This window comes from Roseivivax halodurans JCM 10272, assembly GCF_000521785.1.
In the GTDB taxonomy this organism is placed as follows: Bacteria; Pseudomonadota; Alphaproteobacteria; order Rhodobacterales; family Rhodobacteraceae; genus Roseivivax; species Roseivivax halodurans.
The window spans coordinates 88,987-114,477 of the sequence record NZ_JALZ01000003.1; the positions used below are offsets into that span (position 1 = coordinate 88,987).

The window sequence follows — 25,491 nt, forward strand, 5'->3', positions numbered from 1 at the left end:
AGGGCTTCGGACGCGTCACTCGCGATGGGCGAGCAGGACGCGGGTCACGAAGGGTCTGTGCGGGCGCGGCGTGCTGATCCGGGTGAAGCCGGCCTTGCGGCAGAGGGCGGCGATCTGCTCCGCGGAGCGGACGGTGCCGGTGCGCATCGCCATCGTGTAGAGCGCGTAATAGACGTCCCCCGCCCGGTCGGGACGCGCGCCGCCCGACATCGGTTCGGAGACGAGAAGCTTTCCGCCCGGGGGAAGCGCGTCGTGGACGCGGGCCAGGAGCGCGCGCACGGTCTCGTCCCGATGGTCGTAGAGCACCCGGATCAGGGAGATCGCGTCGGCGCCGTTTGGAAGGTCGTCGTCCCGGAAGGAGCCGGGTGTGCAGGCGATCCGGGACGCGACGGGACTGCGGGACAGGCGATCCTGCGCGGCATCCACCACCTGCGGCAGGTCGAGGAGCGTGACCCTGAGCTCCGGATGCCGGTCCGCGGCGGCCTCGGCGAAGACGCCGGTGCCGCCCCCGACATCGAGGAGGTGGCGGACGCCCTTGAGAGGCGCCGCGGCGAGCGTGTCCTCGGCCACGAGGCGCTGGCTTTCGGCCATGAGATGCGAGTACCGGCGAGCGAGCGCAGGATCCTCGGCCCGTCCCGCGCCGAAGACGTAGGGCCAGACATGGGCGAGCTCGGTCTCGGTCTCGCCGCGCAGGAAGGCGACCGGGTCGGCGAGATCGCGGTAGAGCACGTCGTGATGGGCGATCATGTCCTCAAGCCCCGGCACCGAGATCAGCGCGGCGCCGCGGGGCGTGAGGTCGAAGCGCCCGTCGCGGCGGCGGCGCAGGAGGTTCAGCGCGGCGCCGGCCTGAAGAAGGCGCTGCATCCGGTCGGCCGGAATGCCGGTGGCCGCGCCGAGGGTGGCGGCGTCCTCGGGCGCGTTGGCCAGACGGTGGCAGATGCGCAGCTCGACGAGGGCGGCGAGGACCTGACTGGCGACGAAGCCCTGGACGAGGTCGAAGAGCGCCTCGCCCTCGCGGCGCACGAAGGGCCGTGTCAGGGGGAAACGCGCGGCAAAGGACTGGAATCGCGCGGATGAGACGAGATCGAGAAACCGGCCGCGCAGACCCTGCCGGGGCGCGAGATCGGCCGGGGCGGCCATCAGGCCTGCGCGCCGACCGGGATGAGGCGGTCGGCCTGGGCGCGGACCATCTGCGCCAGGGCTGCCTCGCCCGGACAGGACGGGATCGAGGCGATCGCGCCCGAGAGGATGTCGTTGAGCCGGGCGACAGCCCCCGCGAGGCCAAGCTCGGCGACGGCATTGGGGCGGCCGTGGGCGGCGTCCTGACCGGCGGGCTTGCCCATCTGAGCCTCGGTCTCGCAGGCGTCGCGCAGATCGTCGGCGACCTGGAATGCCTCTCCGATGAGGGCGCCGAGATCGAACCAGGGTTCGGGCTCCTGCCCTGCCGAAAGCGCGCCCATCTGCGTCGCGGCGACGAAGAGCGCCCCGGTCTTGGAGTGGTGATAGGCGGAGAGATCGATAGTTGCCTCGCTCTCCCAGCCCTGCCCGGCGCAGATCCCGCCCGGCATTCCGGTCTGGCGAGCAAGGACCTCGATCAGCTCTACGGCGCGCACGGGATCCTGAACGGCGGCGCGGGCCAGCGTCTCGAAGGCGAGAATGATCAGCGAATCGCCGGTCAGGACGGCGAGCGGTTCGGAGAAGGCGCGGTGAACCGAGGGTTTGCCCCGGCGCAGCGCCGCATCGTCGAAGCAGGGGAGGTCGTCGTGGACAAGGCTGGCGCAGTGGATGAGCTCGAGCGCGGCGGCGGCGGCGTCGGAGATCGCCGGCCGGTCGTCGCCGCAGGCCATTGCCACCGACAGCAGGATCGTCGGCCTGATCCGCGCGCCGCCGGGCGTGCAGGCATAATGGAGCGCGTGCGAGAGCTGCTCGGGGGCGCCGCTCCGCCCTCGCGGCGCAGCCCGCGTGAGGGCGGTCGTGACGGCGGCATCGATGCGATCGGTCAGGCCCATGGCGGTCTCCCGGCTCCGGGCAGCGGCGCCATGTCAGTCGCAGCTTACACCCATGTGTAAAGAATACTGGACAGCCTTGTGGGACCTGTCAACAATTGTCCCATGTCTGCTGGCTCTCGCCCTCTCGTAGTCTCGGACCCCGTGATCGTCGTCGGCGCGGGGATCGGAGGGCTCTGCGCGGCGCTGTCATTGGCGAGCGACGGGGTTCCGGTGAGGGTGATCGACAGCGGGACCGCGCCCGGCGGGAAGATCCGCGAGGTCAACGGCGCGCCGGGCGGCCCGACGGTGCTGACGATGAAATGGGTGTTCGACGCGCTCTACGCGGCCGCGGGCGAGTCGCTGGGCGACCGTCTGCGGCTCGTGCGGCAGGACGTGCTCGCGCGGCATTTCTGGCGCGACGGGGCGGTGCTCGACCTCCATGCCGATCCCGAGGCGAGCGCGGCGGCGATCCGGGAATTCGCCGGGGCGCGGGGGGAATCGGAGTTCCGCGCCTTCTCGGCCCGGGCGAAGCGGCTCTTCGAGGGATTCCTTGCCCCGGTCATGACGGCGCCGCGGCCCGATCCCGCGGGGATCGCGCGCGCGCTGGCGCGGCAGCCGCGGCTCGTACGCGACATGGCGCCGGGGCGGTCGCTGGCGGGGCTCCTCGAGCGGAGCTTCACCGATCCGCGGCTGCGGCAGCTCTTCGGACGTTATGCGACCTATGTGGGCGGCTCGCCCCATGCCTCCCCGGCGCTCCTGTCGCTGATCTGGGAGGCGGAGGCGGCGGGGGTCTGGACCGTCGCGGGCGGGCTGACCGCGCTCGCCGCGGACATCGCGGGCCTGATCGAGGCGCGCGGCGGGGAGGTGATGCTCGGCACGACGGTCGACCGGATCGAGATGGACGGCTCGGGCGTGACCGGCGTGCGTCTTTCGGATGGGCGCGTCTGCCGCGCGAGCGCGGTGGTCTTCAACGGCGACCCGCGGGCGCTCGCGACCGGGCTCCTTGGCGATCACCTGACGGGGATCGCCAAGGCAGCGCGGAGGCGGCCGCGCGCGCTCTCGGCCCGGGTGTGGTCCTGCCGGGGCATATGGACGGGGCCAGAGATCCGTCATCACAATGTCTTCTTCCGCGACGATCCTCGACCGGAGTTCGAGGCGATTGCGGAAGGCCGCATCGCGTCCCGGCCGACACACTATCTCTGCGCGGCGGATAGGGGGTTCGGCTCCCCGCCGCCGTCCGACGAAGCCTTCGAGATCATCATCAATGCGGCGCCCCTCACGCAGCACCCCCAGGAGCATGAGGAATTTGCGGAATGTCTGACACGCACGCATCGGACACTGGAGACGTTCGGGGCCCGGATCGATCCGGCGCCGGAGCCGCCCGCGTTGACGACGCAAGAGGATTTCGAAGCCCTGTGTCCGGGGAGCGCCGGTTCCCTCTACGGGCAGAGCCCGCACGGGGCGATGGCGGCCTTCGCCCGCCCGACGGCCCGGACGAAGGTTCCGGGCCTCTACCTCGCGGGGGGCGGGGTGCATCCGGGTCCGGGGGTGCCGATGGCGGCACTTTCCGGACGGCACGCGGCCGAGGCGATAAGGACGGACCGTGCTTCGCGCTCGCCGTCCCGCCGGACGGCTACGCGTGGTGGTATGTCGACGGGATCAGCGACGACGGCACCCGGGCGATCTCGGTCATAGCCTTCATCGGATCGGTGTTCTCGCCGTGGTACGCGTGGTCGGGGCGGCGCGATCCGGAGAACCACGTCTGCATCAACGTCGCGACCTACGGGCGGGGCGGGCGCTTCACCATGACGGACCGCGGGCGGGCGGCGCTGCGGCAGAGCGCGCAGCGGTTCCAGGTCGGCCCCTCAGCAGTGAACTGGAACGGCTCGGAGCTGGTGATCGAGGTGAACGAGGTGGCGGCGCCGCCGCTGCCCGGGCGGGTGCAGGGCACCATACGTCTGACGCCCGAGGCGGTGACGGCGGTGGAGATGCCGCTCACCCCGGACGGCGCGCATGTCTGGCGGCCCTTCGCGCCGGTGTCGCGAATCGAGGTGAACATGGAGGCCGCGGGCTGGCAGTGGAGGGGCCACGGCTATTTCGACGCGAATTTCGGGACGCGGGCGCTCGAGGCGGATTTCTCGCGCTGGACCTGGGGGCGGTATCCGACGGCGGACGGCGCGCTCGCCACCTACGACGCGGTCCGGCGCGACGGCTCCGAACTGGCGACCGCGGCGCGGTTCGATGCGTCGGGCGGGGCCGGGATCGTCGCGCCGCCGCCGCGGCAGGAGCTGTCGCGGACGCTCTGGGGCATTCCGCGGCAAGCGCGGGGGGACGAGGGCGCGCGGCCCCGGCAGGTAAAGACGATGCTCGACGCGCCGTTCTATTCGCGGTCGATGGTCGAGACGGTGCTGGACGGCGAGACGACGGTGGGCGTGCACGAGGCGCTCGACCTCAACCGGTTCCGCTCGCCGTGGCTGAAGCCGATGATCGCGCTCCGGGTGCCGCGCCGGCGCAACTGGGAGTTCGGCGACTGAACCTTGCCGGCGCCGCCGGGTCCGCTAGCCTCGGGGCAGACCGAAAGGGTGCCCCATGATCCGCAACATCTCCGTTCTTCTCGTCTTTCAGCTCGCGGGCGAGAGCATCGCGCGGGGGCTCGGGCTCTCGATCCCGGGTCCGGTGCTCGGGCTTGCCGGGCTCTTCGTCCTGTTCCTCGCGCGGCCCGCCATCGCGGACGGGATGCGCACGACCTGCCAGGGGCTGCTGGGGCATCTGTCGCTGCTCTTCGTGCCGGCGGGGGTCGGCGTCACGGCGCATATCGCGACCTTCGGCGAGAACGGGCTCGCGCTGATCGGGGCGCTGATCGGATCGACGGCGCTTGCCATCGTCGCCGGGGTCTTTGCCTTTCTCGGGGTCGCGCGGCTGACCGGAGCGGGGGACGAGAGCGATGGATGAGGCTGTCGAGCTCTGGACCTACCTCGCGCGGGATCCGCTGCTGTGGCTGACGGTCACGCTTCTGGCCTATGTCACGGCGGAGCGGCTGTCGGACCTCGCGGGGCGGCATCCGCTGGCGAACCCGGTGCTGATCGCGGTGATCCTGCTGTCGGCGCTGCTGCTGGTCACCCGGACGCCCTATCCCACCTATTTCGAGGGCGCGCAGTTCGTGCATTTCATGCTCGGGCCCGCGACGGTGGCGCTGGCGCTGCCGCTCTTCGACAATCTCACGCGGGTGCGGCGGACGCTGCTGCCGATGGCGGCGGCGCTTCTCGCGGGGTCGCTGACGGCGATCCTGTCGGCGGTGGGGCTGGCCTGGATCTTCGGCGTGCGGGGCGAGACGCTGCTGTCGATCGCGCCGAAATCGGCGACCGCCCCGGTCGCGCTGGGCGTCTCGGAGGCGATCGGCGGGCAGCCGTCGCTGACCGCGGTGCTGGTGATCCTGACGGGGATCACCGGAGCGGTGATGGCGACGCCGATGCTGAACGCGCTTGGCATCCGCGATTGGCGGGCGCGGGGCTTTGCGGTGGGCGTCGCCGCGCACGGGATCGGCACCGCGCACGCGTTCCGGGTCAACTCGACCGCGGGGGCCTTCGCGGGAATCGGGATGGGGCTCAACGCGGTGCTGACGGCGGTGCTCGCGCCGCTGATCGTGGCGCTGCTCTGAGCCGTCAGGCGGGGGCGAGCGCGCCGCGGCGGCTGTCGAGCCAGAGGATGCCGAGGACCACGATGCCGCCCGCAGAGAGGCCCGCGCCGACGATGCCGGTCGAGGCCCAGCCATGCCCCGCGGCGAGGGCGAGGCCGGCGAGGAACGGGCCGAGGGCGTTGGCGAAGTTGAAGGCGGCGTGGTTGAGCGCGGCGGCGAGCGTCTGCGCGTCTCCGGCCACGTCCATCAGCCGTGTCTGCAGCGGGATCACGAGGCTCGCGGTCACGCCGAGCGCGAGGATGCTCATCGCCATCAGCGGCCAGGAGCCGATGACGCTCGCATAGAGCAGCGAGGTCGCGATCATGCCGAGGAGGAGGACGAGCGCCGCGCCCATCTGCGACCATTCGGTGAGCCGCCCGGCGAGCACGTTGCCCGCGGTCGCCCCGACGCCGAAGAGCGAGAGCGCCAGCGGGATCGCCCAGCCGGGTGCGTTGGCGGCGTCGATCATCGCCGCAGAGAGGTAGGAATAGACCGCGAAGACGCCGCCGAAGCCGACCGCGCCCACGGCGAGCGTGAGCCAGACGGACCGGTTCTTCAGCGCGCCGAGCTCGCGCAGGGGGCTCGCGCCCTGCACCGGATCGGGGTCGGGCGCGACGCGGGCGATCCAGAGCGCCGAGGCCACGGCGAGGAGCGCGACGATGACGAAGAGGCTGCGCCAGCCCACCGACTGGCCGATGGCGCTGGCGAGAGGGACGCCGACGACATTGGCGATCGTCAGGCCGAAGAGGATCTGCGCGACGCCCCGGGCCCGCTTCTCGCGCGGGAGGAGGTCGGCTGCGAAGAGCATCGCGATGCCGAGATAGGCGCCGTGCGGCAGGCCGGCGAGGACGCGGCTGCCGGTGAGCACGGACATGGAGGGCGCGACGGCGCCGATCAGGTTGGCGGCGGCGAAGGCGAGGATAAGGCCGATCAGGACCGCGCGGCGGCGCAGGCGCGCGCAGAGCACGGCGAGGACGGGCGCGCCGATGACGACGCCGAGCGCATAGGCGCTGACCGCGTGGCCGGCGACGGGTTCGGAGACGCCGAGCCCGCTGGCATAAAACGGCAGAAGGCCCATCGCGGCGAATTCCGAGACGCCGATGGCGAAGGCGCCGAGCGCCAGCGAAAGGAGGATGGACGCGTGCCGCGCCTTGTCGGTCGTCATGGTCGTGCTCCGGACATGCGCAAGTGGACGTGCTGCACTGCAGCGTTAGCGCTGAGAGTGAGGTCGCGGCGCGTCCGCGACAACCTCGGGAGAGCGCATAGGCGCCCTGTCCTGGCTGCAAGGGTGATCCGGCGGTGACGGCAGGCGCGGCCCTCAACGAGACGGCCCGCGGCGCGGGGATGCGTCGCGGGCCGGGATCAGGCTGCTCTCCGGAGCGGCGCGCTGCCGCTCCCGGAGCGGATCAGGAGCCGCCGCCCTCGGAGAATTGCTGAAGATACGCGATCACGTCGGCGCGCTCTTCCTCCTTGCGCAGACCCGCGAAGGACATCTTGGTGCCGGACACGTATTCGCGCGGATTCTCGAGATACGGCATGAGCGTCTCGGCGGACCAGACGAGACCCTCCTCGCCCTTCGCGACCATCGCGTCGGAATAGTTGAAGTCCTCGAGCGTGCCGGCGGTGCGGCCGATCACGCCGTTCAGGGAGGGCCCGACGCGGTTCTGGGCGTCCTCGCCGACCATGTGACAGGCCTGGCACTTGCGGAAGACATTTTCCCCGGCCTCGGGGTCGCCTGCGGCGTCCTGCGCCAGGACCGCACCGGCTGGCAATGCCACGAACGCCGTGGCGGCGAGCAAATTCTTTAACATGGTTTTCCTCTCTTGGGACTTCCTCGTGTCACCGATACGCCGTGCCGCGCAGAGCGTACGATCAAAGTGTTACCGAAACGTCAGGCGGGGTCATATCCTTTCTTAGGTCGCACCCCGGAGGGGGTGCGCCGTCGCGCGGGGACATGGTGACCGGCCTCCTCATGCCGCTCCTCCTCGAACCGGCTCGAGAGGATCTAGCGCCCTCCGGAGGCGCGGCCAGATCGAGGAATGCGCGTCGGTCAGAACCAGCGGCCGATGGCCACAAGGTCGCAGGAGGGGGAGACAGCGTCCGATCCCGAGGCATCGAAGCTCGAGACGTCGACCGCGGTGGCGCTGCGGTTGGAGATCGTGACGAGGCGTGCGGCGCCGGCCGAAATCGGCGTGGCGGTGACCGCGGGAGGCTCCGAGAAGGCCATCGGGAAGGTCCATGTCGCCGCCGCGCCCGAGGCGGTGGCGAAGCCTGCGTGGCGGCAGATTTGCGTTCCGTCCGCGAGCCGCGTGTAGCTGCCGGTGGCGGCGTTCCCGGTTTCGATCGCGGCGCCGGTGGGCGTGCCGCCCGATTCCGAGACTGTGCCGAGAAGCGTTCCGGGTCCGTAGCCCCAATCGGCGCGCATGAGCTTGCCCGGGCCGGCATCGTCCGGCGCAGATTGCACCGCGGCGCCCGCGGCGCGCCCCGTGGCGGCGTCGAAGGTCAGCGCGGTGATCCAGTTCGATCCGTCCGCCGACACCTTGATCGACCAGTCGTCGCTTTCGGCGAGCCCCATCTCGGCGCGGCCGGACCAGGCGCATTGGAAGAGCAGCGAGGCGGTCTCGGTCGTGCCGGCCTTGTTCACCTTGAGCTGATGCCCCGCCCCGTCATGGGTGAGGAGCGTCGCCGGCCCCCGGACGGTGAGCGGATTGCCGGCATCGGCCGTCGCGCCGATGCCGAGCCTGTCGATCTCTGCCGCACCGAGCGGCGGGGCGCGCCAGAAGCCGGGTCCGCGGACGTAAAGCGCGCCGGTCGCCTCTTCGACGGCGAGCCAGCCGGGTTTCGGCGCAAGGAAGAGCCACGCACCCCCGGTGAAGGCGGCGAGCATGTCGGGCTGTCCGGCCCATGCCCCGGTCGGCGCGGGCCCGAGCGCGTGGACCTCGCCGTCCTGCGGGGAAGCGGGCGGCGTCTCGGCGCCGAGGGAGCGGACGGTGAGGCAGGCGAGGATGTCGAGCCGGGTCAGCGCCTCGTTGACGGTGACGTGCTTCTGCGCCTGGGCGGGAGCGAGATAGGGCAGCGACAGGATCGGCGACGTGTCGGGCATCGGGCAACCTCGGCGTGGGAAGGGTTGCGGCGACGCTGCCCCGGGCCGCGTGAAGACCGCGTGCGGGGGCCGCGCGTTGCGTGCCTCGAGAGCCTCCGCTCAGAGATCGCGCAGGCGCATGGCGGCGTCGCGGGTCTCGGCGATGCTGGCTTTCAGCGACGCGACGTCCGGTCCCGCCGCGAGCACCGCACGGGAGGAGGTGGGGATGACCCGCCGACCGGCGCCCGCGAAGATCCGGGAGAGGTCGTCGAGGCTCGCGCCCTGCGCGCCGATGCCGGGGACGAGGAAGAGCGCGTTCGGCATGAGCGAGACCGTCCTCGCCGCCTCGGCGCCGAGCGTCGCGCCGATGACCGCGCCCACGGGGCCGACCGGGGCATTCGGGGCGAGGCGGTCGTTCTCGGCCGCGATGGCGCGGGCGAGCGTGTCGGCGACGGCCTCTCCGCCCGCCTCGGCCGATTGCAGCGCGGCGCCCTCGGGGTTCGACGAGCGCACGACGACGAAGGTGCCGGTGCCGGTCGCGGCGGCGTGCTCGTGGACCGGGGAGAGCGTGCCCGCGCCCATATAGGCGCTGAGCGTCATGGCATCGGCGCCGAAGCCTTCGGGGCCGAGCCACGCGCGCCCGTAGGCGGCGACGGAATTGCCGATATCGGTGCGCTTGGCGTCAGCGAGGGCCAGGACGCCGCGGGCCTGCGCGCCGGTGATGAGACGCTGCAACTCAAGCAGGCCGGCCGGACCGAAGGCCTCGTAAAATGCGACCTGGGGCTTAAGGAGCGCGACGCCCTCCTCGATGGCCTCGAGCGTGATCGACACGAACTCCCGCAGGCCCGCGACCGATACCGGCAGGCCCCACGCCTCGAGAATGGCGGGAGAGGGATCGGCGCCGAAGCAGAAGGGCGAACGCTCCGCCGCAAGCGCCTCGAAGCGGGAGGCGAAGTCGGCGGCGGGGTGCGGGGCCGGCGCGGCGGGTGCGGGCCGGGCGGCCTGCTGCTGCGCGACGTCGCCTGCGACGAGGTCGCGGTAGAGTGCGCGGATGCGCTCCGTCACCGGGCGGGTGCCGTCGCCGATCGGGTTGCCGTCGATCGAGGCGACGGCGGTCTGCGCGCCGAACGTGCCGGTGAGGAAGGCCTCGTCCGCGCCGTAGGCCTCGGCGAGCGAGAAGTTCTTCTCGCGCACCGGGATGCCGTTGGCGCGGCAGAGGTCGATCACCTTGGCGCGCGTCACGCCGTTCATGCAGTAATCGCCGGTCGAGGTCCAAACCTCGCCGCGGCGGACGATGAAGAAGTTGCAGGCGTTGGTGGTGTTCACGAAGCCCTGCGGATCGAGCATCAACGCCTCCTCGGCGCCCGCCGCCTCGGCCTGCACGCAGGCGATGATGCAGTTGAGCTTGGAATGGCTGTTGAGCTTGGGGTCCTGGCTGTGCGGCAGGCCGCGGACCTGCGGCACGGTGGCGAGGCGGATGCCGCGCGCCGCCAGAGTCTCGGCCGGTTTGGAATGCTCTACGATGATCACGAGGGTGTTGCCGGAGGTGCTGAGGCCCGGATGCTGGAACGGCTTGTCCTTGAGACCGCGGGTCATCATCAGGCGCGCATGGGCGTCCGATCTCATGCCGTTGGCCGCGGCGGTGGCGTCGAGGGCGTCCTTGAGGCCGGCGCGGTCGATGCCGGGATCCATGCCGATGGCGCGGCATCCCTCGAAGAACCGGTCGAGATGGTCGCCCAGGAACGCCCATTCGCCGTCATGGAGCCGCAGCCCCTCCCAGATCCCGTCGCCGAGGAGGAAGCCCGCATCGTAGACCGAGACCTTGGCGGCGCTGCGGTGCAGGAGCCTGCCGTTCACCCAGATCAGGATGTCGCGGTTGCGGGCGTCCTCGGTGGCGCTGTGGGTGCTGTGGCTCTTCTGGGCCTGGGTCATGTGAAATCCTGCCTTTTGCCGCGCGATGATGCCGCCCCGCACGCGCGGCGCAAGCGATGCCGAAACGCGGCCCCGGGAGCAATCGCGGTGTGCGCCCTTTTGTGCGGTCGGCATCTGCCTCGCGAAGAAGCCGGCACCCCGCGCCCGCCCCTTCTTCTTGACGAAAATATCCCGGGAGCGCGAGGGCAGAGCCCTCGCCGCGCGGAGCGCGGATCAGGTGCCGATCAGGGTGCGCATCGCCTCGACCTTGGCCGCGGCGCGCTCCTTGGCGTGGCGCGAGGCCTTCTCCATCATCGCCTCGAGCTCGCCCGGGTCGGTCATGTACTCGGCGAACCGCGCCGCCGGCACCTCGAAGAGCTCGTCGAGCTTGTCGGCGAGGATGCGCTTGGCGTCGCCGTAGCCCATGCCGCCCTCTTCGAAGCGCGCCCGCAGATGCGTCACCTCGGCGGGTTCGGCGAGCGCGGCGTAGAGCTCGTAGACGGTGTTGCCGTCGGGATCCTTGGGCTCTTCCGGCAGCTTGCTGTCGGTGACGATCTTGTTGATCATCTTGCGGCGCGTCTTGGGGTCCGCGAAGAGCGGGATCGTGTTGCCGTAGCTCTTGGACATCTTGCGGCCGTCGAGACCGACGATGGCCTCGAGGTTCTCCTGCACCGAATGGTCCGGCAGGGTGAAGAACTCGGTGTCGTAGCGGCGGTTGAAGTAGCCCGCGATGTCGCGGGCGAACTCGACGTGCTGGATCTGGTCCTTGCCGACGGGCACCACGTCCGCGTCGAAGAGAAGGATGTCCGCCGACATCAGGATCGGATAGGTGAAGAGCCCCATGTTGACGCCGTCGTCGGGCTGGGCCGAGGGCTTGTCGGCGTTGGCGTCGACCGCCGCCTTGTAGGCATGGGCGCGGTTCATCAGGCCCTTGGGCGTCACGGACGAGAGCACCTGCGTCAGCTCGAACACCTCCGGCACGTCGGATTGCCGGTAGAAGTTGGTGTGCGAGAGGTCGAGCCCGAGCGCGAGGAAACAGGCGGCGACCTCGTGGGTGAACTGGCGGATCTGGCCCGCGTCGCCGATCGAGTTCAGCGCGTGGTAATTGGCGATGAAGAGGTAATTGTCGCCATCCGGGTTGGAGGCCATCAGGTCGAGCGTCGGGCGGATCATACCCGCGTAATTGCCGATATGGACCTGCCCCGTCGGCTTGATGCCGGTCAGGATCGACTTCGTCTTGCTCATGGCGTCCCCCGTCTTCGGATCGGTGGGAAGATGTGGTCCGATCCGGCCCGACATGCAAGGCGGAAACGAGACGGGGCCGGACCCCCGCAAGGTGGTCCGGCCCCGGTGTTCGGTTCCATCTCCGGCGAGGGCCGGAGCCGATCAGTCCTCGATCGGGTGGTAGCAAGCGTAGCGGTGGCGCTCGCCCTCGTAGGGGGGAAACTCCTGCCGGCACTCCTCCGTCGCGCGCCAGCAGCGCGGGTTGAACGGGCAGCCCTTCGGCACGGCCATCGGCGAGGGCAATTCGCCCTCGAGCTTGATGCGGTTCTTCGTGTGCCGGGGGTCGGCGACCGGCGTCGCCGAGAGAAGCGCCTGGGTGTAGGGGTGGCGCGGATGGGAGAAGACCTCGTCCTTGGGTCCCGTCTCCACCGGCCGGCCGAGATACATCACCATGACCTCGTCGGCGAGGTGACGCACCACCGAGAGGTCGTGGGAGATGAAGAGATAGGCGAGCTGGAACTTCTCCTGCAGGTCGATCAGCAGGTTCAGCACCTGGGACTGGATCGAGAGGTCGAGCGCCGAGACCGGCTCGTCGAGGACGAGGATCTTGGGTTCGAGCATCAGCGCGCGGCCGACCGCGACGCGCTGACGCTGGCCGCCCGAGAACATGTGCGGGTAGCGGTCGAAATGCTCGTCGCGCAGGCCCACCATGCGCAGCATCTCGCGGGCGCGGGTCTCGCGCTCCTTGGCGGAGACCTCGGGGCGGTTGAGCTTCAGCGGCTCCATCAGCGTCTGGCCGATGGTCTGGCGCGGGTTGAGCGAGCCGTAGGGGTCCTGGAAGACGATCTGGACCATGGCGCGCAGGTCGCGGTCCCTGGAGGCGCCTTCGGGGCCGACCTCCTTGCCGCGGATCGAGAGCGTGCCGCCGGAGGGCGGCTCGATCATCGTCACGACGCGGGCGAGCGTGGACTTGCCGCAGCCCGATTCGCCCACCACAGCGAGCGTCTTGCCGGGCTCGAGCGTGAAGGACGCGCCGTCGAGCGCGCGCACGGTGCTCGGCTTCGAGAAGGCGCCGCCGCCGACCTCGTAGTGGCGCTGCAGGGTTTCTGCGGTGAGGATCGCCTCGCTCATGACGCCTTCTCCCGGTTCGTTGGCTCGCCGTGCGACAGCGGATAATGGCAGAGGGCGAGACCCATCTCGGGGCTGGCCTGCACCGGCTCGACCGCCTTGCAATGCGCGTTGGCGAAGCGGCAGCGCGGCGAGAAGAGGCAGCCCTGAGGCCGGTCGAATTGCCCCGGCACGACGCCCGGAATGGTCGGCAGCCGCCGCTCGGTCGCGCGTTCGGGGAGCGCCGCGAGAAGTGCGGCGGTGTAAGGGTGGTGCGGGTCGTCGAAGAGTGCGCCGACTTCCTGCTCCTCGACCTTCTGACCGGCGTACTGGACCTGCACGCGGCGCACCGTCTCGGCCACGACGCCCATGTCGTGGGTGATGAGGATGAGCGCCATGCCGGTCTCTTCCTGAAGGCTCGTCAGGAGCTCGAGGATCTGCGCCTGGATCGTCACGTCGAGCGCGGTGGTCGGTTCGTCCGCGATCAGGAGCTTCGGCTCGCAGGCGAGCGCCATGGCGATCATCGCGCGCTGGCTCATGCCGCCCGAGAGCTGGTGCGGGAAGGCGTTGAGGCGCTTTTCCGGGGCCGGGATGCCGACGAGCTGCATCAGCTCGATCGCGCGATTCTGACGGCCCTTGCGGTCGAGGTCGGTGTGCTTCTTCAGGCTTTCCTTGATCTGGAAGCCGACCGTGAAGCACGGATTGAGAGAGCTCATCGGCTCCTGGAAGATCATCGACATGTCGCGGCCGATGATGCGGCGGCGCTGCTTGGCCGTCATGTCGCGCAGGTCGTGGCCGTTGAAGGCCATGACGTCGGCGGTGATCGTCGCGGTCCAGGGCAGAAGGCCCATCACCGCGAGCATCGAGACCGACTTGCCCGAGCCCGACTCGCCGACGATGGCCATGAGGTCGTTCGGCTCGACGGTGACGTCGATCCCGTCGACGGCGCGGAACTTGCCGGACGTGGTCGAGAACTCGACCGAGAGGTTGCGGATTTCGAGAAGAGGCATCGTCTCAGCTCCGCTTCAGTTTCGGATCGAGGGCGTCGCGGAGGCCGTCGCCCATGAGGTTGATGGCGAGCACGGTCACGAGGATGCAGAGACCGGGGAAGGTCACCACCCACCATGCGCGCAGGATGAACTCGCGCGCCTCGGCCAGCATCGTGCCCCATTCCGGCGTGGGCGGCTGCGCGCCCATGCCGAGGAAGCCGAGTGCCGCGGCGTCGAGGATTGCGGTCGAGAAGGACAAAGCCGCCTGCACGATGATCGGCGCGAGGCAGTTGGGCAGGACCGTGCGGAACATGATCCTGAGGCGCCCCGCCCCGGCGACGCGCGCGGCCATGACGTAGTCGCGGGTGCGCTCCGAGATGACGGCGGCGCGGGTGAGGCGCACGAAATGCGGCTGCAGGACGATCGCGATCGCGACCATGGCGTTGAGGAGCGACGGCCCGAGGATCGCCACCAGCACCAGCGCCATGAGGAGCGACGGGAAGGACAGCACGATGTCCATGATCCGCATGATCAGCGTGTCGAGCCAGGTCGGGGCGAAGCCGGCAATGACGCCGATGACGACGCCGAAGAAGGTCGCGACGGTGACGACGACGATGCCGATGAAGAACGAGAAGCGCGCGCCGTGTATCAGCCGCGAGAGCATGTCGCGGCCGAGCGGGTCGGTGCCGAGCGGGAACTGCCAGGTGCCGCCGTCTTCCCAGACCGGGGGCTGCAGGAGCGAGCCGCGGAACTGCACGTCGGGCGGATAGGGCGAGATGATTGGCGCGAAGATCGCGATGAAGAGGAAGATCGCGAACACGACGAGGCCTGCGACGGCGCCGCGGTTTTCCTTGAACGCGTTCCAGAAGTCCCTGATCGGGCTGGGCGGGGCCTGCGCGATGGTGCGGGCGGTGGCTGAGCTTGCGTCGGACATGTCAGCGGTTCCGGATCTTCGGGTTGATGAGACCGTAGAGGATGTCGACGGTCAGGTTCACGATCATCACGATCACCGCGATGATCAGAAGGCCGCCCTGCACCGCCTGGTAGTCGCGGCGGAAGATGGAATCGACCATCCACTTGCCGATGCCGGGCCAGGAGAAGATCGTCTCGGTCAGGATCGCGCCCGCGAGGAGCGTGCCGACCGAGAGGCCGATCACGGTGACGACCGGGATGAGCGCGTTGCGTAGGGCGTGCATGCCGTTGACCCGGAGCGGCGCGAGGCCCTTGGCGCGGGCGGTGCGGACGTAATCCTCGCCCAGCACCTCGAGCATGGCCGAGCGGGTCTGCCGGGCGATGATGGCGAGCGGGATCGTGGCGAGGACGATCGTCGGCAGGATGAGGTGCGAGACGGCGGACTTGAAGGCCCCCTCCTCGCCCGAAAGCAGCGCGTCGATGGTCATGAAGCCGGTCGGCCCGTCGATGAAGTACATCAGCGACATGCGCCCCGAGACCGGCGTCCAGCCCAATCCGCTCGAGAACACGATGATCAGCAGGAGCGCCCACCAGAAGATCGGCATCGAGTAGCCGACGAGCGCGGTGGTCATCAGCGCCTGGTCGAAGAACTTGCCGCGGTTCACCGCAGCAATGACGCCCGCCGGGATGCCGATCAGGATCGCGAGGGTGATCGCGCAGATCGAGAGCTCGAGCGTCGCGGGGAAGAGCGCCATGAACTCGTCGAGCACCGGGCGCTTGGTCACGAAGGAGGTGCCGAGATCGCCCTGGAAGATGCCGATGAGGTAATCGATGTACTGCTTCCAGATCGGCGCGTCGAAGCCGAACTGCTCGGCGAGCTCGTTGTAGCGGGCTTCGCTGACGCCCCGCTCGCCGGCGAGCAGCTGGATCGGGTCGCCGGGAAGCAGACGGATGAAGGCGAAGGACACGAGCGTGACGCCGAAGAAGGTCGGCACGAAGGTCAGAAGCCGGGAGAGGACGAAGCGCAGCATCAGCCGAGGATCCTCATTTCGCGTGGAAAGGTGGTGAGCGAGCGGCAGCCGTCTTCCGTCACGAGGATGTCGTCCTCGATCCGGACGCCGAAGCTCTCGAGGTCGTAGAGGCCGGGTTCGTTGGTGAAGACGGCGCCGGCGGGCACGGTCTGGTCGTTGCCGCGCATGATGTAGGGCGCCTCGTGCACCTCGCGGCCGAGCCCGTGGCCGGTCTTGGTGCGGATGCGGTCCGCATAGGGCGAGGCTTCGAGGATGGATTGCACGGCGTCGTCGATCTCGTGCGCGGTGATGCCCGCCCGCGCGACCTCGTGGCCGCGCTGGTTGGCGCTGCGCACGGTCTCGTAGACGGCGCGGGCCTCGTCGGAGGCGTGCCCGACGAAGAAGGTGCGGGTGATGTCGGCGCAGAAGCCCTGCGCGCGGGCACCGAAATCGATCAGCAGCGCGTCGCCGGATTGCAGCGCGTAGTCGCGAGCGCTGGCATGGGGCTTGGCCGAATTCTCGGCGGCGGCGACGATGGGCCCGAAGGCCAGTCCCTCTGCCCCGTGGGAGAAGAGCGCGGAAACGAGGCGGCTCTCGATCTCGCGCTCGGTCATGCCGAGGCGGACGGCATCGGTCACCTCGCCGAGTGCGGCCTCGGAGATGCGGATCGCCTCTTCGAGCGCGGCCACCTCGGCGCCGGTCTTGACCATGCGAAGCCCGCTGATCGCGGTCTCCCCATCGCGGATCTCGATCCCGGGACATGCGGCGGCGAGCGCGTGGTGCACGAAGACGCGCATCACCTGCCCCTCGACCGCGATGGAGGAGAGCGGCATGTGCCGGCCGAGCGCCGCGAAGGCCTCGGCGTAGCCGTCCTGGTCGCGCCAGTCGAAGACCTCGCCCTCGAAGCCGAGAGCGGCCCAGGAGCCGAGCTCGAGATTGGGCACGATCGCGGCGGGCGGTCCCGTCTCGGGGATCACCACCAGCGTCGGGCGTTCCGAGGTCGAGAAGTGGGCGTGGTAGAGGCGCTCGAAGTTCGGGCCGGGTACCAGCCCTACCGCACCTACCCCGAGCGAACGGGCAAGCGCGCGGAACTCTGCGTAGCGGTCGGTCATAGGGGCTGTCCGTTAGGCGAGGCGCCGCCGGATGGCAATGCCGTTTTGACGGTCACCTGCGCAAATTCGCGCCGGTCCGGAATCGCGAAAGGCCGGGGAACGTCGTCCCCGGCCCTCCGATCAGCTTACTGGCGTCACTGCTCGAGGCCGACGCCGTAGAAGATGTGACCGCCGAACGGGTCGATCTTGTAGTCGGTCACTTCGGGGCGGATCGGCTCGAAGACGATCGAGTGCGCGATGGTCGCCCACGGCGCCTGCTCCTTGAAGACGACCTGCGCCTCCTCGTAGAGGCGTGCGCGCTCTTCCTGCTCGCTCACCGTCTTGGCTTCCTGGATCAGCCCGTCGAACTCCTCGTTGCACCACTGGGCGCGGTTCGCGTTGCCGACGGCGTCGCAGCCGAGAAGCACGGCGAGGAAGTTGTCCGGATCGCCGTTGTCGCCGGTCCAGCCGAGCAGCACCGCACCCTCGCGCTCGATGTCCTTGGAGCGCTCGAGATACTCGCCCCACTCGTAGGACACGATCTCGACGTCCACGCCGACCTGGGCGAAGTCTTCCTGCAGAAGCTCGGCCATGCGGCGGGCGTTGGGGTTGTAGGGACGCTGCACCGGCATCGCCCAGATCTCCATCGAGAGATCGGTCACGCCGGCCTCTTCGAGCATCTGCTGAGCCTGCTCGGGATCGTAGGGATAGTCCTCGACCTCGTCGTTGTAGGACCAGATCGTCGGCGGGATCGGGTTCTTGGCCGCGGTGCCCGCGCCCTGGAAGACCACGTCGATGATCGCCTGCTTGTCGATCGCCATGTTCAGCGCCTGGCGCACCTCGACCTGGTCGAAGGGCTCGACCTGCGTGTTGAACGCGAGATAGCCGACGTTCAGGCCTTCCTGCTGCATCAGGTTGACGTTCTCGTCGCTTTCCATCGCCTCGAGATCCGCGGGGTTCGGATACGGCATGACGTGGCACTCGCCCGCCTGCAGCTTCTGGTAGCGCACGGACGCATCAGGCGTGATCGCGAAGACGAGGTTCTCGATCGGCGCGGCGCCCTTCCAGTAATCCGGGTTGGCGCTGTAGCGGATCACCGCGTCCTTCTGGTAGCCGACGAAGGAGAACGGGCCGGTGCCGATGGGCTGCTGGTTCAGAAGCTCGGGAGTGCCGGCTTCCTGCAGCTGGTCGGCGTATTCCTTGGACAGGATCGACGCGAAATCCATTGCCATGTTGGCGATGAACGGCGCTTCGGGGCGCGTCAGGTTGAAGCGGACGGTGTAGTCGTCGACCTTCTCGATGCTCTCGACGAGGTCGGGCATCGACATGGCGTTGTAGTATTCCCAGGTGCCGCCCGAATAGGAATTGTAAGGGTTCTCTTCGTTGCCCTGGCGGTCGAACGAGAAGATCACGTCGTCGGCGTTGAAGTCGCGCGACGGGGTGAACTGGTCGCTCGAGTGAAACTTCACGCCCTCGCGGAGCTTGAAGGTGTAGGTGGTGCCGTCGTCGGACACTTCCCAGCTCTCGGCGAGACCCGGCACGATGTCGGTGGTGCCGCGCTCGAACTCGACGAGCTTGTTGTAGACCTGACGCGAGGATGCGTCGAACGTCGTGCCGGCGGTGTAGAGCGCCGGGTCGAAGCCCTCGGGCGAGCCTTCGGAACAGTAGATGAGCGTCTGTGCAGACGCCGCGGCGCTGAGCGCGAGCACGGCTGCGCCCGCTGCCAGCGTGGTGCGGATAAGAGTCATCGAGTGACCTCCCCAGATACGTTTTGACCGGCGCTCTTTTCGCGAACCCGCGTGGCGCCGCCATGGGGCGAATGGTTGACCGGCACTGCGCCCGGATGCAAGCGGGTAAACCCGTGCGATTCCGCAAAAATGCACTTGCGCGGATGAAAAATTGGCGCCCGTGGCCGAATCGTAGGCCGGCCGGGCGAATTTCCGCCCGTCAGCGCATCGGCGCGTCGTCGTGATCGTCCGAGAGGATCCTGTGGCGCGCGCCTTCGAGATCCTCGTATTGCGCCGCCCTCAGCGACCAGACGAAGGCGAGGAGGCCGAGGCCGCCGAGGATCAGCGAGACCGGGATGAGGAAGGCGAGAATGTTCATCGCGAGAGCCTGAGCGCGTTGAGCGAGACCGTGATGGAGGAGGTGGACATGGCGAGCGCCGCCAGAAGCGGCGTCGCAAGGCCGACGAGCGCCACCGGGATCGCGATCGCGTTGTAGCCCGCGGCGAGCCAGAGGTTCTGCGCCATGCGCGCGCGGGCGGCCTTGGCGACGCGCAGCGCCTCGGGCACCGCGAGGAGAGAGCCGGTCAGCAGCACCACGTCCGCGGCGCTGCGCGCGGCGTCGAGCCCGGTGCCGGGCGCGATGGAGGCATGCGCGGCGGCGAGGGCCGCGGTGTCGTTGAGCCCGTCGCCGACCATCAGGACGCGCCGTCCCTCGGCGGCGAGGCCCTCCAGCCGGGCGACCTTGTCCTCGGGAGAGAGCCCGCCTTCGGCCTCGTCGATGCCGAGCCGCTGCGCGGTGTCCGCCACGGCGAGCGCCCCGTCGCCCGACAGCATGAGCACGCGGTAGCCGTTCGCCTTGAGGGCGGCGACGGCGTCCTCGGCACCGGAGCGGAGCATTTCCTTGAGCAGGATGCGCTCGGGCTCGGAGCCACCGATATGGAGCCACATGCCCGAACGGCCGTCCTCTTCGGCGCCGGTGAAGGAGGCCCGTCCGAGGCGGACCGTCGAGATCCCCCAGATCCCGGCGACGCCGTGGCCGGGGACCTCGCGGCGCGCCTCGACCGTTGCGGGTTCCGCGCCCCGGTCCCGGGCGTGGCGCGCGAGCGCCCGCGCGGCGGGGTGGTCGGAGCCCTCGGCCAGAGCGCGCGCGACCGACAGGGCGGTGCCTCCGGGCGCCGCGGCGATGGCGGGTGTGCCGGTCGTCAGCGTGCCGGTCTTGTCGAAGACGATCGTGTCGACCTCCGAGAGGCGTTCGAGCGCGGTCGCGGATTTCACGAGAAGGCCCGCGCGGAAGAGCCGGCCCGAGGCCGCGACCGAGACAGCGGGCACTGCAAGGCCGAGCGCGCAGGGGCAGGTGATGATCAGGACGGCGATGGCGATGCCGAGCGCCTGCCAGGCGTCGCCGCCCCAGGCCCACCAGAAGGCGAAGGACGCGGCGGCGAGGAGATGCACGAGCGGCGCGTAGGCCGCCCCGGCGCGGTCGGCGAGCGAGGCATGGCGGTTGCGCGCGGTCTCGGCGACGGCGACCAGCGAGGCGAGCCGGGCGAGCTGCGTGTCCTGCCCGGCGCGGGCGACGCGGACGACGAGCGCGCCGGTGAGGTTGGTCTCGCCCGCGCGGACCTCGTCGCCGGGGGCGGCGGCGGCGGGCTCGGTCTCGCCGGTCATGGCCGAGCGGTCGAGGTCGGTCTCGCCCTCCTCGATCACGCCGTCGGCGGGCAGGCGCTGGCCGGGCAGGACGCGGATGCGGTCGCCGGGCACGAGCGCACCGCTCGGGACGGTTTCGGGACCGTCCGCGCCAAGGCGGGTCGCCGTGGGCACGTCCAGCGCCGAGAGCTCGGCGGCGGCGGAGCGGGCGGCCCGGCGGCAGGATTGGTCGAGATAGCGTCCGACGAGAAGGAAGAAGGTGAGCGAGAGCGCCGCCTCGAACCAGACATGGCCCTCTCGCGTGACGATTTCGGCGAGGGACATGGCGGTCGCGAGCAGGATCGCGAGCGAGATCGGCACGTCCATGCCGAGGCGGCCAGCCTTCAGCGAGCGCCACGCGGCGTCGAAGAAGGGCCGGGCGGAATAGGCGATGGCGGGGACGGTGATCGCGGCCGAGATCAGGTGAAAGAGCTGGCGGGTGGATTCCGCCGCGCCCGACCAGACCGCGACCGACAGGAGCATCACGTTCATCATTGCAAAGCCCGCGATGCCCATGCGCATGAGGAGATCGCGGCCCGCATGATCGGCGCCCTGCCCCAGCGTCGCGGCATCGAGCGGCTGCGCGGAAAGTCCCGCGGCTTCGAGACGGGTGCAGAGATCGAGGGCGGATGCGGTGCCGTCGGTCGTGACGAGGGCGCGTTTCAGGCCCATGTTGACGCGGGCGGAGAGCACGCCGGGCGCGGCGGAGAGCGTCCGCTCGGCGGTCACGATGCAGGCCGCGCAATGGATCGTGGGCAGGTGGATCAGGATGTCGGGACGGGCCTCGGCCGCTGACGCGGGCACGGCCGCGATGCCTCCGCAGGCGCAGGCGGCGGTCATTTCCCGCTCCCGGACCAGATCGTGATGCGCTGGCGGAAGGGCGTTCCGTCCGCCGAGGTCGCGGCGATCCGCACCTGCCAGGCACCTACACCGGAGGGCATCCCCGCAACATAGGCCGTACCGTCGCGGACGAGCTTCAACTCGCGGTCGTCGGCGTCGGTGGTGGGGCGGCCGATGGTGACGCTTAGGGTTCTCGGCTTCACGGCACCGCCGTCCTCGCCGGTCAGCGAGATCACCAGCCGGCCCTCGTCCACGTGGGTCTCGGCCTGCCAGCCCAGCGCCTCCTGTGCGGCGCGCTCCTCGTCGAAATGCTGGCTCGCGACATAGGAATTCTTGACCTCGAGACCGGGGAAGGTGCGCACGGCGCTGACGGCGAGCGCCACGTTCACGGCGATGATCGTCCCGAAACCGAGCGCGAAGAGGGCAAAGACCTTACGGCCCGTCATTGGCACGAACATCGTATCCCTCCTGTCCGTTGAAGATGCTGTCGACATGCGCGCGCTCGCCCGAGACGACGTCCTCGACCCAGAAGCGCAGGTCGGTCTCCTCGCTGCGCGCGGCCTCGGTGCCGGGCGCGGCGGAGACGTAGACGCGTTTCAGATCCTGCGTGTCCGCGGGCACTTCGGTCACGAGGCCGTCCGTGCCCTCGATCGAGACGGCGAGGTCCGCACCCGAGGTGATCGAGATGGCGAAGTCGCGCGGCTCACCGTGCTTGTTGCGCAGGCGGATGTCGTAGGCGTTGCGGATCGTACCGTCCGAGAGCGTCACGAAGGTCGGGTTGCGGATCGGCGCGACGGTCATGTCGATGTCGGGCCGCACGAAGAGCGCCACGGTCAGCGCCACGCCGATCGCGGCCCAGAGCCCGAAATAGAGGAGGTTGCGCGGCCGGAAGACGTGCCGCCAGGCGGAGCGCGGCGGCTCGCCCGACCGCTCGCGGGGGGCGTCCGAGAGCGCGATGTAGTCGATGAGCCCGCGCGGCTTGCCGATCTTGCCCATGACCTCGTCGCAGGCGTCGATGCAAAGCGCGCAGGTGATGCAGGCGAGCTGCTGGCCGTCGCGGATGTCGATGCCCATGGGGCAGACGTTCACGCAGGCGTTGCAGTCGATGCAGTCGCCGGGCCCGTCGGTGCGGACCGGACCCATGTTGATGGCGGGCACGCCGGGCATCGGAATGCTGGGGGCGCGGCCGCCGATCTGGGGACCCGCGGCGTAGCTCACGGAGTGTGCGTCCTCGACCTGCCCGGCCTCCTGCGCGTGGCGGCGGCGGAGGCCCTTGCCGCGCGGCTCGCCGCGCCAGTCGCGGTAGGCGACGGTGAGGGTGTCCTCCTCCATCATCGCGCCCTGGATGCGGGGCCAGGGGCAGGCATAGATGCAGATCTGCTCGCGCATGAAGCCGCCGAAGACGAAGGTCGTCGCGGTGAGGATGGCGATGGTGGTGTAGGCGGCGGGATGCGCGCTGAAGGTGACGAGATCCCGGGCGAGCGTCGGCGCGTCGGTGAAGTAGAAGACCCACGCGCCGCCCGTCAGCAGGCCGATGATCATCCAGAGCGTCCACTTGGTGAGGCGGAGGCGCAGCTTCTGGGCGCTCCAGGGGGCCTTGTGCAGGCGCAGGCGGGCGTTGCGGTCGCCCTCGATGCGGCGCTCGACGAAGAGGAAGAGGTCGGTCCAGACGGTCTGCGGGCAGGCATAGCCGCACCAGACGCGGCCCAAGGCCGAGGTGAAGAGGAAGAGGCCGAGCCCCGCCATGATCAGCAGGCCCGCGACGAAGTAGAATTCGTGCGGCCAGATCTCGATCCAGAAGAAGTAGAAGCGCCGGTTCGCGAGATCGACGAGCACCGCCTGATCGGCGAGCGCGGGGCCCCGGTCCCAGCGGATCCACGGGGTCACGTAGTAGATCCCGAGCGTGACGATCATGATCGCCCATTTCAGGGTCCGGAACTTTCCGGAGACGCGGCGCGGGAAGATCGGCTCGCGCGCGGCGTAGAGGGAGGTGTCGCTCATCATGGGATGACCTCGGGCGGATAGGGACTCGGCTTGTTCGCACCCCTCTCTACGCATCCCCGGAGCGCGCGACCTTGACGTGGATCAAGCGGCACCTGCCGTGCGGTGCATGTTGCGCAAGGGAAAGTCGGGAGATGCACGGATGCGGTGCGGCGCGTATTCCGGTTTGGCGGCGACAGGCAAGAGACCGGTTCGCCGCTCTTGCAGAAGTTCGGGGACATGCGCATTGCGTATTCGCCCGGGGAGAGGTTCGGACGCAGTCGGGGCGCGCCGTCTCCGGCGCGCCCCTCGGCCCCCGTCTGAGGTCTGGTGCGAACAAGCCCCCCGGGGACCCCTCCTCACTCGGCGGCGGTCTCCTCTCCGCCGCCGAGCTGGTGCACGTAGGTCGCGACCGCGGCGATCTCGGCATCGCTGAGCCGTGCGCCCCAGTTCGGCATGACGCCGAACCGCGCGTAGGTGATCGTCTGCGTCAGCGTCGCGTCGTCCGAGCCGTAGAGCCAGATGGCGTCGGTGAGGTTCGGCGCGCCCATCTCGCGCATGCCGCGCGCGTCCTCGCCGTGGCAGGAGGCGCAGTTGTACTCGAAGAGCTCTCCTCCCGGCCCCGCCAGCGGATCCGCACCGGACTGGAGCGACTGGACATGGGTGACGAGCGTCGCGATCTCGTCCCGCGACAGCATCTCGCCGAAGGCGGGCATCTGGCTGTAGCGGGCGTCGGGATCGTCCTCGTTCCGGATGCCGTGGCGCACGGTGTATGCGATGTCCTCGACCGTGCCGCCCCAGAGCCACGCGTCGTCGAGCAGGTTCGGGTAGCCCTTGGCCCCCGCCGCGCCCGAGCCGTGACATTGCGAGCAATTGGTGCGGAAGACCGCGGCGCCGGCGTTCACGGCGTAGGAATAGAGCTGGTCGTCGGCCGGAACCTCGGTGAGGCTCGTCTCGACCAGCCGCGCCTCGATCGGGGCGTTGGCCTCCTCGACGGCGGCGATGCGCTCGGCCACCTCGCTGCGGGTCGACCAGTTCAGCACGCCGGCGGTCGCGGAATTCACCAGCGGCCAGGCGGGGAAGAGGATCGTGTAGATCACGCCCCAGGCGATCGTGCCGTAGAAGGTCCAGAGCCACCAGCGGGGGAGCGGGTTGTTCAGCTCCTCGATGCCGTCCCAGCTGTGGCCGGTGGTTTCGACGCCGGTCACCTTGTCAGTCTTCTTCTCGCTCATGGCTCTTGCCTTTCGGGGTGATCGGCGGCCGGGGACGCAGCGTCCACCGGCTCTTCGTTGCGGAACACGACGCTTGCCGCCTCCGCGTGCGCCTCTCGCATGCGCGGCAGGTAGGCCCGGATGCAGACGCCCGCGAAGAAGAGGAACATCGCGATCAGCATCCAGCTGTCGGCGAAATGGCGGAGTTGATCGTAGGTGCTCATGCCGTCCTCCTCAGCGCGCGTCGGCGGCTTCGAAGGTCGAGAAATCGACCAGCGTGCCGAGCATCTGCAGATAGGCGATCAGCGCATCCATCTCGGTCAGCGCCCCCTGCCCGTCGAAGTTGCGGGTCTGAGCGCCGGGATAGCGCTCGAGCAGCCCGTCCCAGTCGCCCATCGGGTCCGCCTGCGCCACGAAGTCGGCGCGGGCGCTCGCGATCATCTCGTCGGTATAGGGCACGCCGACGAGGCGCTGGGTCTCGAGCAGCTCCTCGATGTAATCGGGGCCGATATCCGCGCGGGCGAGGAAGTCGTATTTCGGCATGACCGATTCCGGCACCACGGTCTGCGGATCGTAGAGGTGATCGACGTGCCATTCGTCCGAGTAGCGCCCGCCCACGCGGGCAAGGTCGGGGCCGGTGCGCTTCGATCCCCACTGGAACGGGTGGTCGTATTTCGACTCGGCCGCGAGGCTGTAATGGCCGTAGCGCTCCACCTCGTCGCGCATCGGGCGGATCATCTGGCTGTGGCAGACGTAGCAGCCCTCGCGGATGTAGATCTCGCGGCCCGCAAGCTCGAGCGGGGAATAGGGGCGCACGCCCTCCACGTTCTCGATCGTGTTCTCGAGCCAGAAGAGCGGCGCGATCTCGACGATGCCGCCGACGGTGACCATGAGGAACGTGCCGACCAGAAGCGCCGAGGCGTTGCGCTCGAGGAAGGCGTGCTTGTCGAGCAGCTTCCTGTGGTGCGGAAGCTCGTTGGGCACGCCGCCGTCGCCCGGCTGGACGACCTTGGGGTCGTCCTTGGCACTCGGGATCTTTTCGTTGTCTTTTGTCATGTCA

At 69.7% G+C, this 25,491-nt stretch carries 23 protein-coding genes and 2 pseudogenes; 4 read left to right on the forward strand and 21 right to left on the reverse strand.

Going from position 1 to position 25,491, the window contains the following annotated elements; genetic code table 11:
- Nucleotides 1-15: 15 nt before the first annotated feature.
- Both OCH239_RS04380 and OCH239_RS04385 read right to left on the reverse strand, forming a co-directional pair.
- Complete coding sequence (locus OCH239_RS04380; protein WP_051489255.1) at nt 16-1,140, reverse strand: methyltransferase; 1,125 nt, start codon at nt 1,138-1,140, stop codon at nt 16-18.
- Nucleotides 1,140-2,009: a polyprenyl synthetase family protein gene (locus tag OCH239_RS04385; RefSeq protein WP_037259301.1), complete on the reverse strand. Its 870-nt coding sequence runs from the start codon at nt 2,007-2,009 to the stop codon at nt 1,140-1,142. The genes OCH239_RS04380 and OCH239_RS04385 overlap by 1 nt, the downstream gene beginning before the upstream one ends.
- 102 nt (nt 2,010-2,111) lie before the next feature.
- Here OCH239_RS04385 and crtD point away from each other — a divergent pair, with 102 nt between their 5' ends.
- The 4 genes from crtD to OCH239_RS04405 are packed head-to-tail and all read left to right on the forward strand — an operon-like array spanning nt 2,112 to nt 5,646.
- Complete coding sequence (gene crtD / locus OCH239_RS04390; RefSeq protein WP_037259303.1) at nt 2,112-3,683, forward strand: 1-hydroxycarotenoid 3,4-desaturase CrtD; 1,572 nt, start codon at nt 2,112-2,114, stop codon at nt 3,681-3,683.
- Nucleotides 3,647-4,522 carry a carotenoid 1,2-hydratase gene (gene crtC, locus OCH239_RS04395; protein WP_037259538.1) on the forward strand — a complete coding sequence of 292 codons (876 nt, stop codon included), beginning with the start codon at nt 3,647-3,649 and terminating at the stop codon, nt 4,520-4,522. Before crtD ends, crtC begins: the two co-directional genes overlap by 37 nt.
- Before the next feature lie 55 nt (nt 4,523-4,577).
- Complete coding sequence (locus OCH239_RS04400; protein ID WP_037259305.1) at nt 4,578-4,940, forward strand: CidA/LrgA family protein; 363 nt, start codon at nt 4,578-4,580, stop codon at nt 4,938-4,940.
- On the forward strand, nt 4,933-5,646 hold the full coding sequence (locus OCH239_RS04405; RefSeq protein WP_037259307.1) for an LrgB family protein: 714 nt from the start codon (nt 4,933-4,935) through the stop codon (nt 5,644-5,646). Before OCH239_RS04400 ends, OCH239_RS04405 begins: the two co-directional genes overlap by 8 nt.
- A 4-nt stretch (nt 5,647-5,650) precedes the next feature.
- On the opposite strand, the gene OCH239_RS04410 is transcribed toward OCH239_RS04405, so the two are convergent.
- From OCH239_RS04410 to ccoO, 19 genes and pseudogenes are all read right to left on the reverse strand, one after another.
- A complete protein-coding gene (locus OCH239_RS04410) occupies nt 5,651-6,829 on the reverse strand; it encodes an MFS transporter (protein ID WP_037259309.1) in 1,179 nt (392 codons plus the stop codon).
- A gap of 241 nt (nt 6,830-7,070) precedes the next feature.
- Entirely contained in the window at nt 7,071-7,475 is a 405-nt protein-coding gene (locus tag OCH239_RS04415) for a c-type cytochrome (protein ID WP_084782135.1), read from the reverse strand.
- A 239-nt stretch (nt 7,476-7,714) separates the two neighbouring features.
- The gene (locus OCH239_RS04420) at nt 7,715-8,767 is read right to left on the reverse strand and encodes a DUF2793 domain-containing protein (protein WP_037259310.1); all 1,053 of its coding nucleotides are present in this window, start codon (nt 8,765-8,767) and stop codon (nt 7,715-7,717) included.
- Nucleotides 8,768-8,866: 99 nt separating this feature from the next.
- Nucleotides 8,867-9,688, reverse strand: a pseudogene (pyrF, locus tag OCH239_RS23465) (orotidine-5'-phosphate decarboxylase); the annotation flags it as partial.
- A gap of 81 nt (nt 9,689-9,769) precedes the next feature.
- Nucleotides 9,770-10,678 (reverse strand): annotated as a pseudogene (locus OCH239_RS23470) (aminotransferase class IV); the annotation flags it as partial.
- 213 nt (nt 10,679-10,891) lie between these two features.
- The gene (trpS, locus tag OCH239_RS04435; RefSeq protein WP_037259312.1) at nt 10,892-11,902 is read right to left on the reverse strand and encodes a tryptophan--tRNA ligase; all 1,011 of its coding nucleotides are present in this window, start codon (nt 11,900-11,902) and stop codon (nt 10,892-10,894) included.
- A 141-nt stretch (nt 11,903-12,043) separates the two neighbouring features.
- Nucleotides 12,044-13,012 carry an ABC transporter ATP-binding protein gene (locus OCH239_RS04440; protein WP_037259314.1) on the reverse strand — a complete coding sequence of 323 codons (969 nt, stop codon included), beginning with the start codon at nt 13,010-13,012 and terminating at the stop codon, nt 12,044-12,046.
- Nucleotides 13,009-13,998: an ABC transporter ATP-binding protein gene (locus tag OCH239_RS04445; RefSeq protein ID WP_037259315.1), complete on the reverse strand. Its 990-nt coding sequence runs from the start codon at nt 13,996-13,998 to the stop codon at nt 13,009-13,011. The genes OCH239_RS04440 and OCH239_RS04445 overlap by 4 nt, the downstream gene beginning before the upstream one ends.
- 4 nt (nt 13,999-14,002) lie before the next feature.
- Nucleotides 14,003-14,911, reverse strand: a complete 909-nt coding sequence (locus tag OCH239_RS04450; RefSeq protein WP_037259317.1) for an ABC transporter permease subunit — start codon at nt 14,909-14,911, stop codon at nt 14,003-14,005.
- 1 nt (nt 14,912) lies between these two features.
- Nucleotides 14,913-15,920, reverse strand: coding sequence for an ABC transporter permease subunit (locus OCH239_RS04455; protein WP_037259319.1), 1,008 nt, complete (start codon nt 15,918-15,920; stop codon nt 14,913-14,915).
- Nucleotides 15,920-17,011, reverse strand: a complete 1,092-nt coding sequence (locus OCH239_RS04460; protein ID WP_037259325.1) for a M24 family metallopeptidase — start codon at nt 17,009-17,011, stop codon at nt 15,920-15,922. The genes OCH239_RS04455 and OCH239_RS04460 overlap by 1 nt, the downstream gene beginning before the upstream one ends.
- 134 nt (nt 17,012-17,145) lie before the next feature.
- Nucleotides 17,146-18,738, reverse strand: coding sequence for an ABC transporter substrate-binding protein (locus OCH239_RS04465; protein WP_037259326.1), 1,593 nt, complete (start codon nt 18,736-18,738; stop codon nt 17,146-17,148).
- A gap of 199 nt (nt 18,739-18,937) precedes the next feature.
- The gene (ccoS, locus tag OCH239_RS21995; protein WP_084782139.1) at nt 18,938-19,096 is read right to left on the reverse strand and encodes a cbb3-type cytochrome oxidase assembly protein CcoS; all 159 of its coding nucleotides are present in this window, start codon (nt 19,094-19,096) and stop codon (nt 18,938-18,940) included.
- Entirely contained in the window at nt 19,093-21,240 is a 2,148-nt protein-coding gene (locus OCH239_RS04470; RefSeq protein ID WP_037259327.1) for a heavy metal translocating P-type ATPase, read from the reverse strand. Before OCH239_RS04470 ends, ccoS begins: the two co-directional genes overlap by 4 nt.
- A complete protein-coding gene (locus OCH239_RS04475; RefSeq protein WP_037259328.1) occupies nt 21,237-21,698 on the reverse strand; it encodes a FixH family protein in 462 nt (153 codons plus the stop codon). The genes OCH239_RS04470 and OCH239_RS04475 overlap by 4 nt, the downstream gene beginning before the upstream one ends.
- The gene (gene ccoG, locus OCH239_RS04480) at nt 21,673-23,241 is read right to left on the reverse strand and encodes a cytochrome c oxidase accessory protein CcoG (RefSeq protein ID WP_037259545.1); all 1,569 of its coding nucleotides are present in this window, start codon (nt 23,239-23,241) and stop codon (nt 21,673-21,675) included. Before ccoG ends, OCH239_RS04475 begins: the two co-directional genes overlap by 26 nt.
- A gap of 338 nt (nt 23,242-23,579) precedes the next feature.
- Nucleotides 23,580-24,452 (reverse strand): cytochrome-c oxidase, cbb3-type subunit III, encoded by an 873-nt coding sequence (gene ccoP / locus OCH239_RS04485; RefSeq protein WP_037259330.1) that lies wholly within the window; start codon nt 24,450-24,452, stop codon nt 23,580-23,582.
- On the reverse strand, nt 24,449-24,655 hold the full coding sequence (locus OCH239_RS04490; RefSeq protein ID WP_037259332.1) for a CcoQ/FixQ family Cbb3-type cytochrome c oxidase assembly chaperone: 207 nt from the start codon (nt 24,653-24,655) through the stop codon (nt 24,449-24,451). The genes ccoP and OCH239_RS04490 overlap by 4 nt, the downstream gene beginning before the upstream one ends.
- Before the next feature lie 10 nt (nt 24,656-24,665).
- Nucleotides 24,666-25,487, reverse strand: a complete 822-nt coding sequence (gene ccoO, locus OCH239_RS04495) for a cytochrome-c oxidase, cbb3-type subunit II (RefSeq protein WP_084782142.1) — start codon at nt 25,485-25,487, stop codon at nt 24,666-24,668.
- Between the last annotated feature and the right edge of the window lie 4 nt (nt 25,488-25,491).

What these genes read in the sequence shown, in the direction of transcription:
- OCH239_RS04380 (WP_051489255.1), bottom strand. Translation starts at nt 1,140, where the DNA reads ATGGCCGCCCCGGCCGATCTCGCGCCCCGGCAGGGTCTGCGCGGCCGG.
- OCH239_RS04385 (WP_037259301.1), bottom strand. Translation starts at nt 2,009, where the DNA reads ATGGGCCTGACCGATCGCATCGATGCCGCCGTCACGACCGCCCTCACG.
- crtD (WP_037259303.1), top strand. Translation starts at nt 2,112, where the DNA reads ATGTCTGCTGGCTCTCGCCCTCTCGTAGTCTCGGACCCCGTGATCGTC.
- OCH239_RS04400 (WP_037259305.1), top strand. Translation starts at nt 4,578, where the DNA reads ATGATCCGCAACATCTCCGTTCTTCTCGTCTTTCAGCTCGCGGGCGAG.
- OCH239_RS04405 (WP_037259307.1), top strand. Translation starts at nt 4,933, where the DNA reads ATGGATGAGGCTGTCGAGCTCTGGACCTACCTCGCGCGGGATCCGCTG.
- OCH239_RS04410 (WP_037259309.1), bottom strand. Translation starts at nt 6,829, where the DNA reads ATGACGACCGACAAGGCGCGGCACGCGTCCATCCTCCTTTCGCTGGCG.
- OCH239_RS04415 (WP_084782135.1), bottom strand. Translation starts at nt 7,475, where the DNA reads ATGTTAAAGAATTTGCTCGCCGCCACGGCGTTCGTGGCATTGCCAGCC.
- OCH239_RS04420 (WP_037259310.1), bottom strand. Translation starts at nt 8,767, where the DNA reads ATGCCCGACACGTCGCCGATCCTGTCGCTGCCCTATCTCGCTCCCGCC.
- trpS (WP_037259312.1), bottom strand. Translation starts at nt 11,902, where the DNA reads ATGAGCAAGACGAAGTCGATCCTGACCGGCATCAAGCCGACGGGGCAG.
- OCH239_RS04440 (WP_037259314.1), bottom strand. Translation starts at nt 13,012, where the DNA reads ATGAGCGAGGCGATCCTCACCGCAGAAACCCTGCAGCGCCACTACGAG.
- OCH239_RS04445 (WP_037259315.1), bottom strand. Translation starts at nt 13,998, where the DNA reads ATGCCTCTTCTCGAAATCCGCAACCTCTCGGTCGAGTTCTCGACCACG.
- OCH239_RS04450 (WP_037259317.1), bottom strand. Translation starts at nt 14,911, where the DNA reads ATGTCCGACGCAAGCTCAGCCACCGCCCGCACCATCGCGCAGGCCCCG.
- OCH239_RS04455 (WP_037259319.1), bottom strand. Translation starts at nt 15,920, where the DNA reads ATGCTGCGCTTCGTCCTCTCCCGGCTTCTGACCTTCGTGCCGACCTTC.
- OCH239_RS04460 (WP_037259325.1), bottom strand. Translation starts at nt 17,011, where the DNA reads ATGACCGACCGCTACGCAGAGTTCCGCGCGCTTGCCCGTTCGCTCGGG.
- OCH239_RS04465 (WP_037259326.1), bottom strand. Translation starts at nt 18,738, where the DNA reads ATGACTCTTATCCGCACCACGCTGGCAGCGGGCGCAGCCGTGCTCGCG.
- ccoS (WP_084782139.1), bottom strand. Translation starts at nt 19,096, where the DNA reads ATGAACATTCTCGCCTTCCTCATCCCGGTCTCGCTGATCCTCGGCGGC.
- OCH239_RS04470 (WP_037259327.1), bottom strand. Translation starts at nt 21,240, where the DNA reads ATGACCGCCGCCTGCGCCTGCGGAGGCATCGCGGCCGTGCCCGCGTCA.
- OCH239_RS04475 (WP_037259328.1), bottom strand. Translation starts at nt 21,698, where the DNA reads ATGTTCGTGCCAATGACGGGCCGTAAGGTCTTTGCCCTCTTCGCGCTC.
- ccoG (WP_037259545.1), bottom strand. Translation starts at nt 23,241, where the DNA reads ATGAGCGACACCTCCCTCTACGCCGCGCGCGAGCCGATCTTCCCGCGC.
- ccoP (WP_037259330.1), bottom strand. Translation starts at nt 24,452, where the DNA reads ATGAGCGAGAAGAAGACTGACAAGGTGACCGGCGTCGAAACCACCGGC.
- OCH239_RS04490 (WP_037259332.1), bottom strand. Translation starts at nt 24,655, where the DNA reads ATGAGCACCTACGATCAACTCCGCCATTTCGCCGACAGCTGGATGCTG.
- ccoO (WP_084782142.1), bottom strand. Translation starts at nt 25,487, where the DNA reads ATGACAAAAGACAACGAAAAGATCCCGAGTGCCAAGGACGACCCCAAG.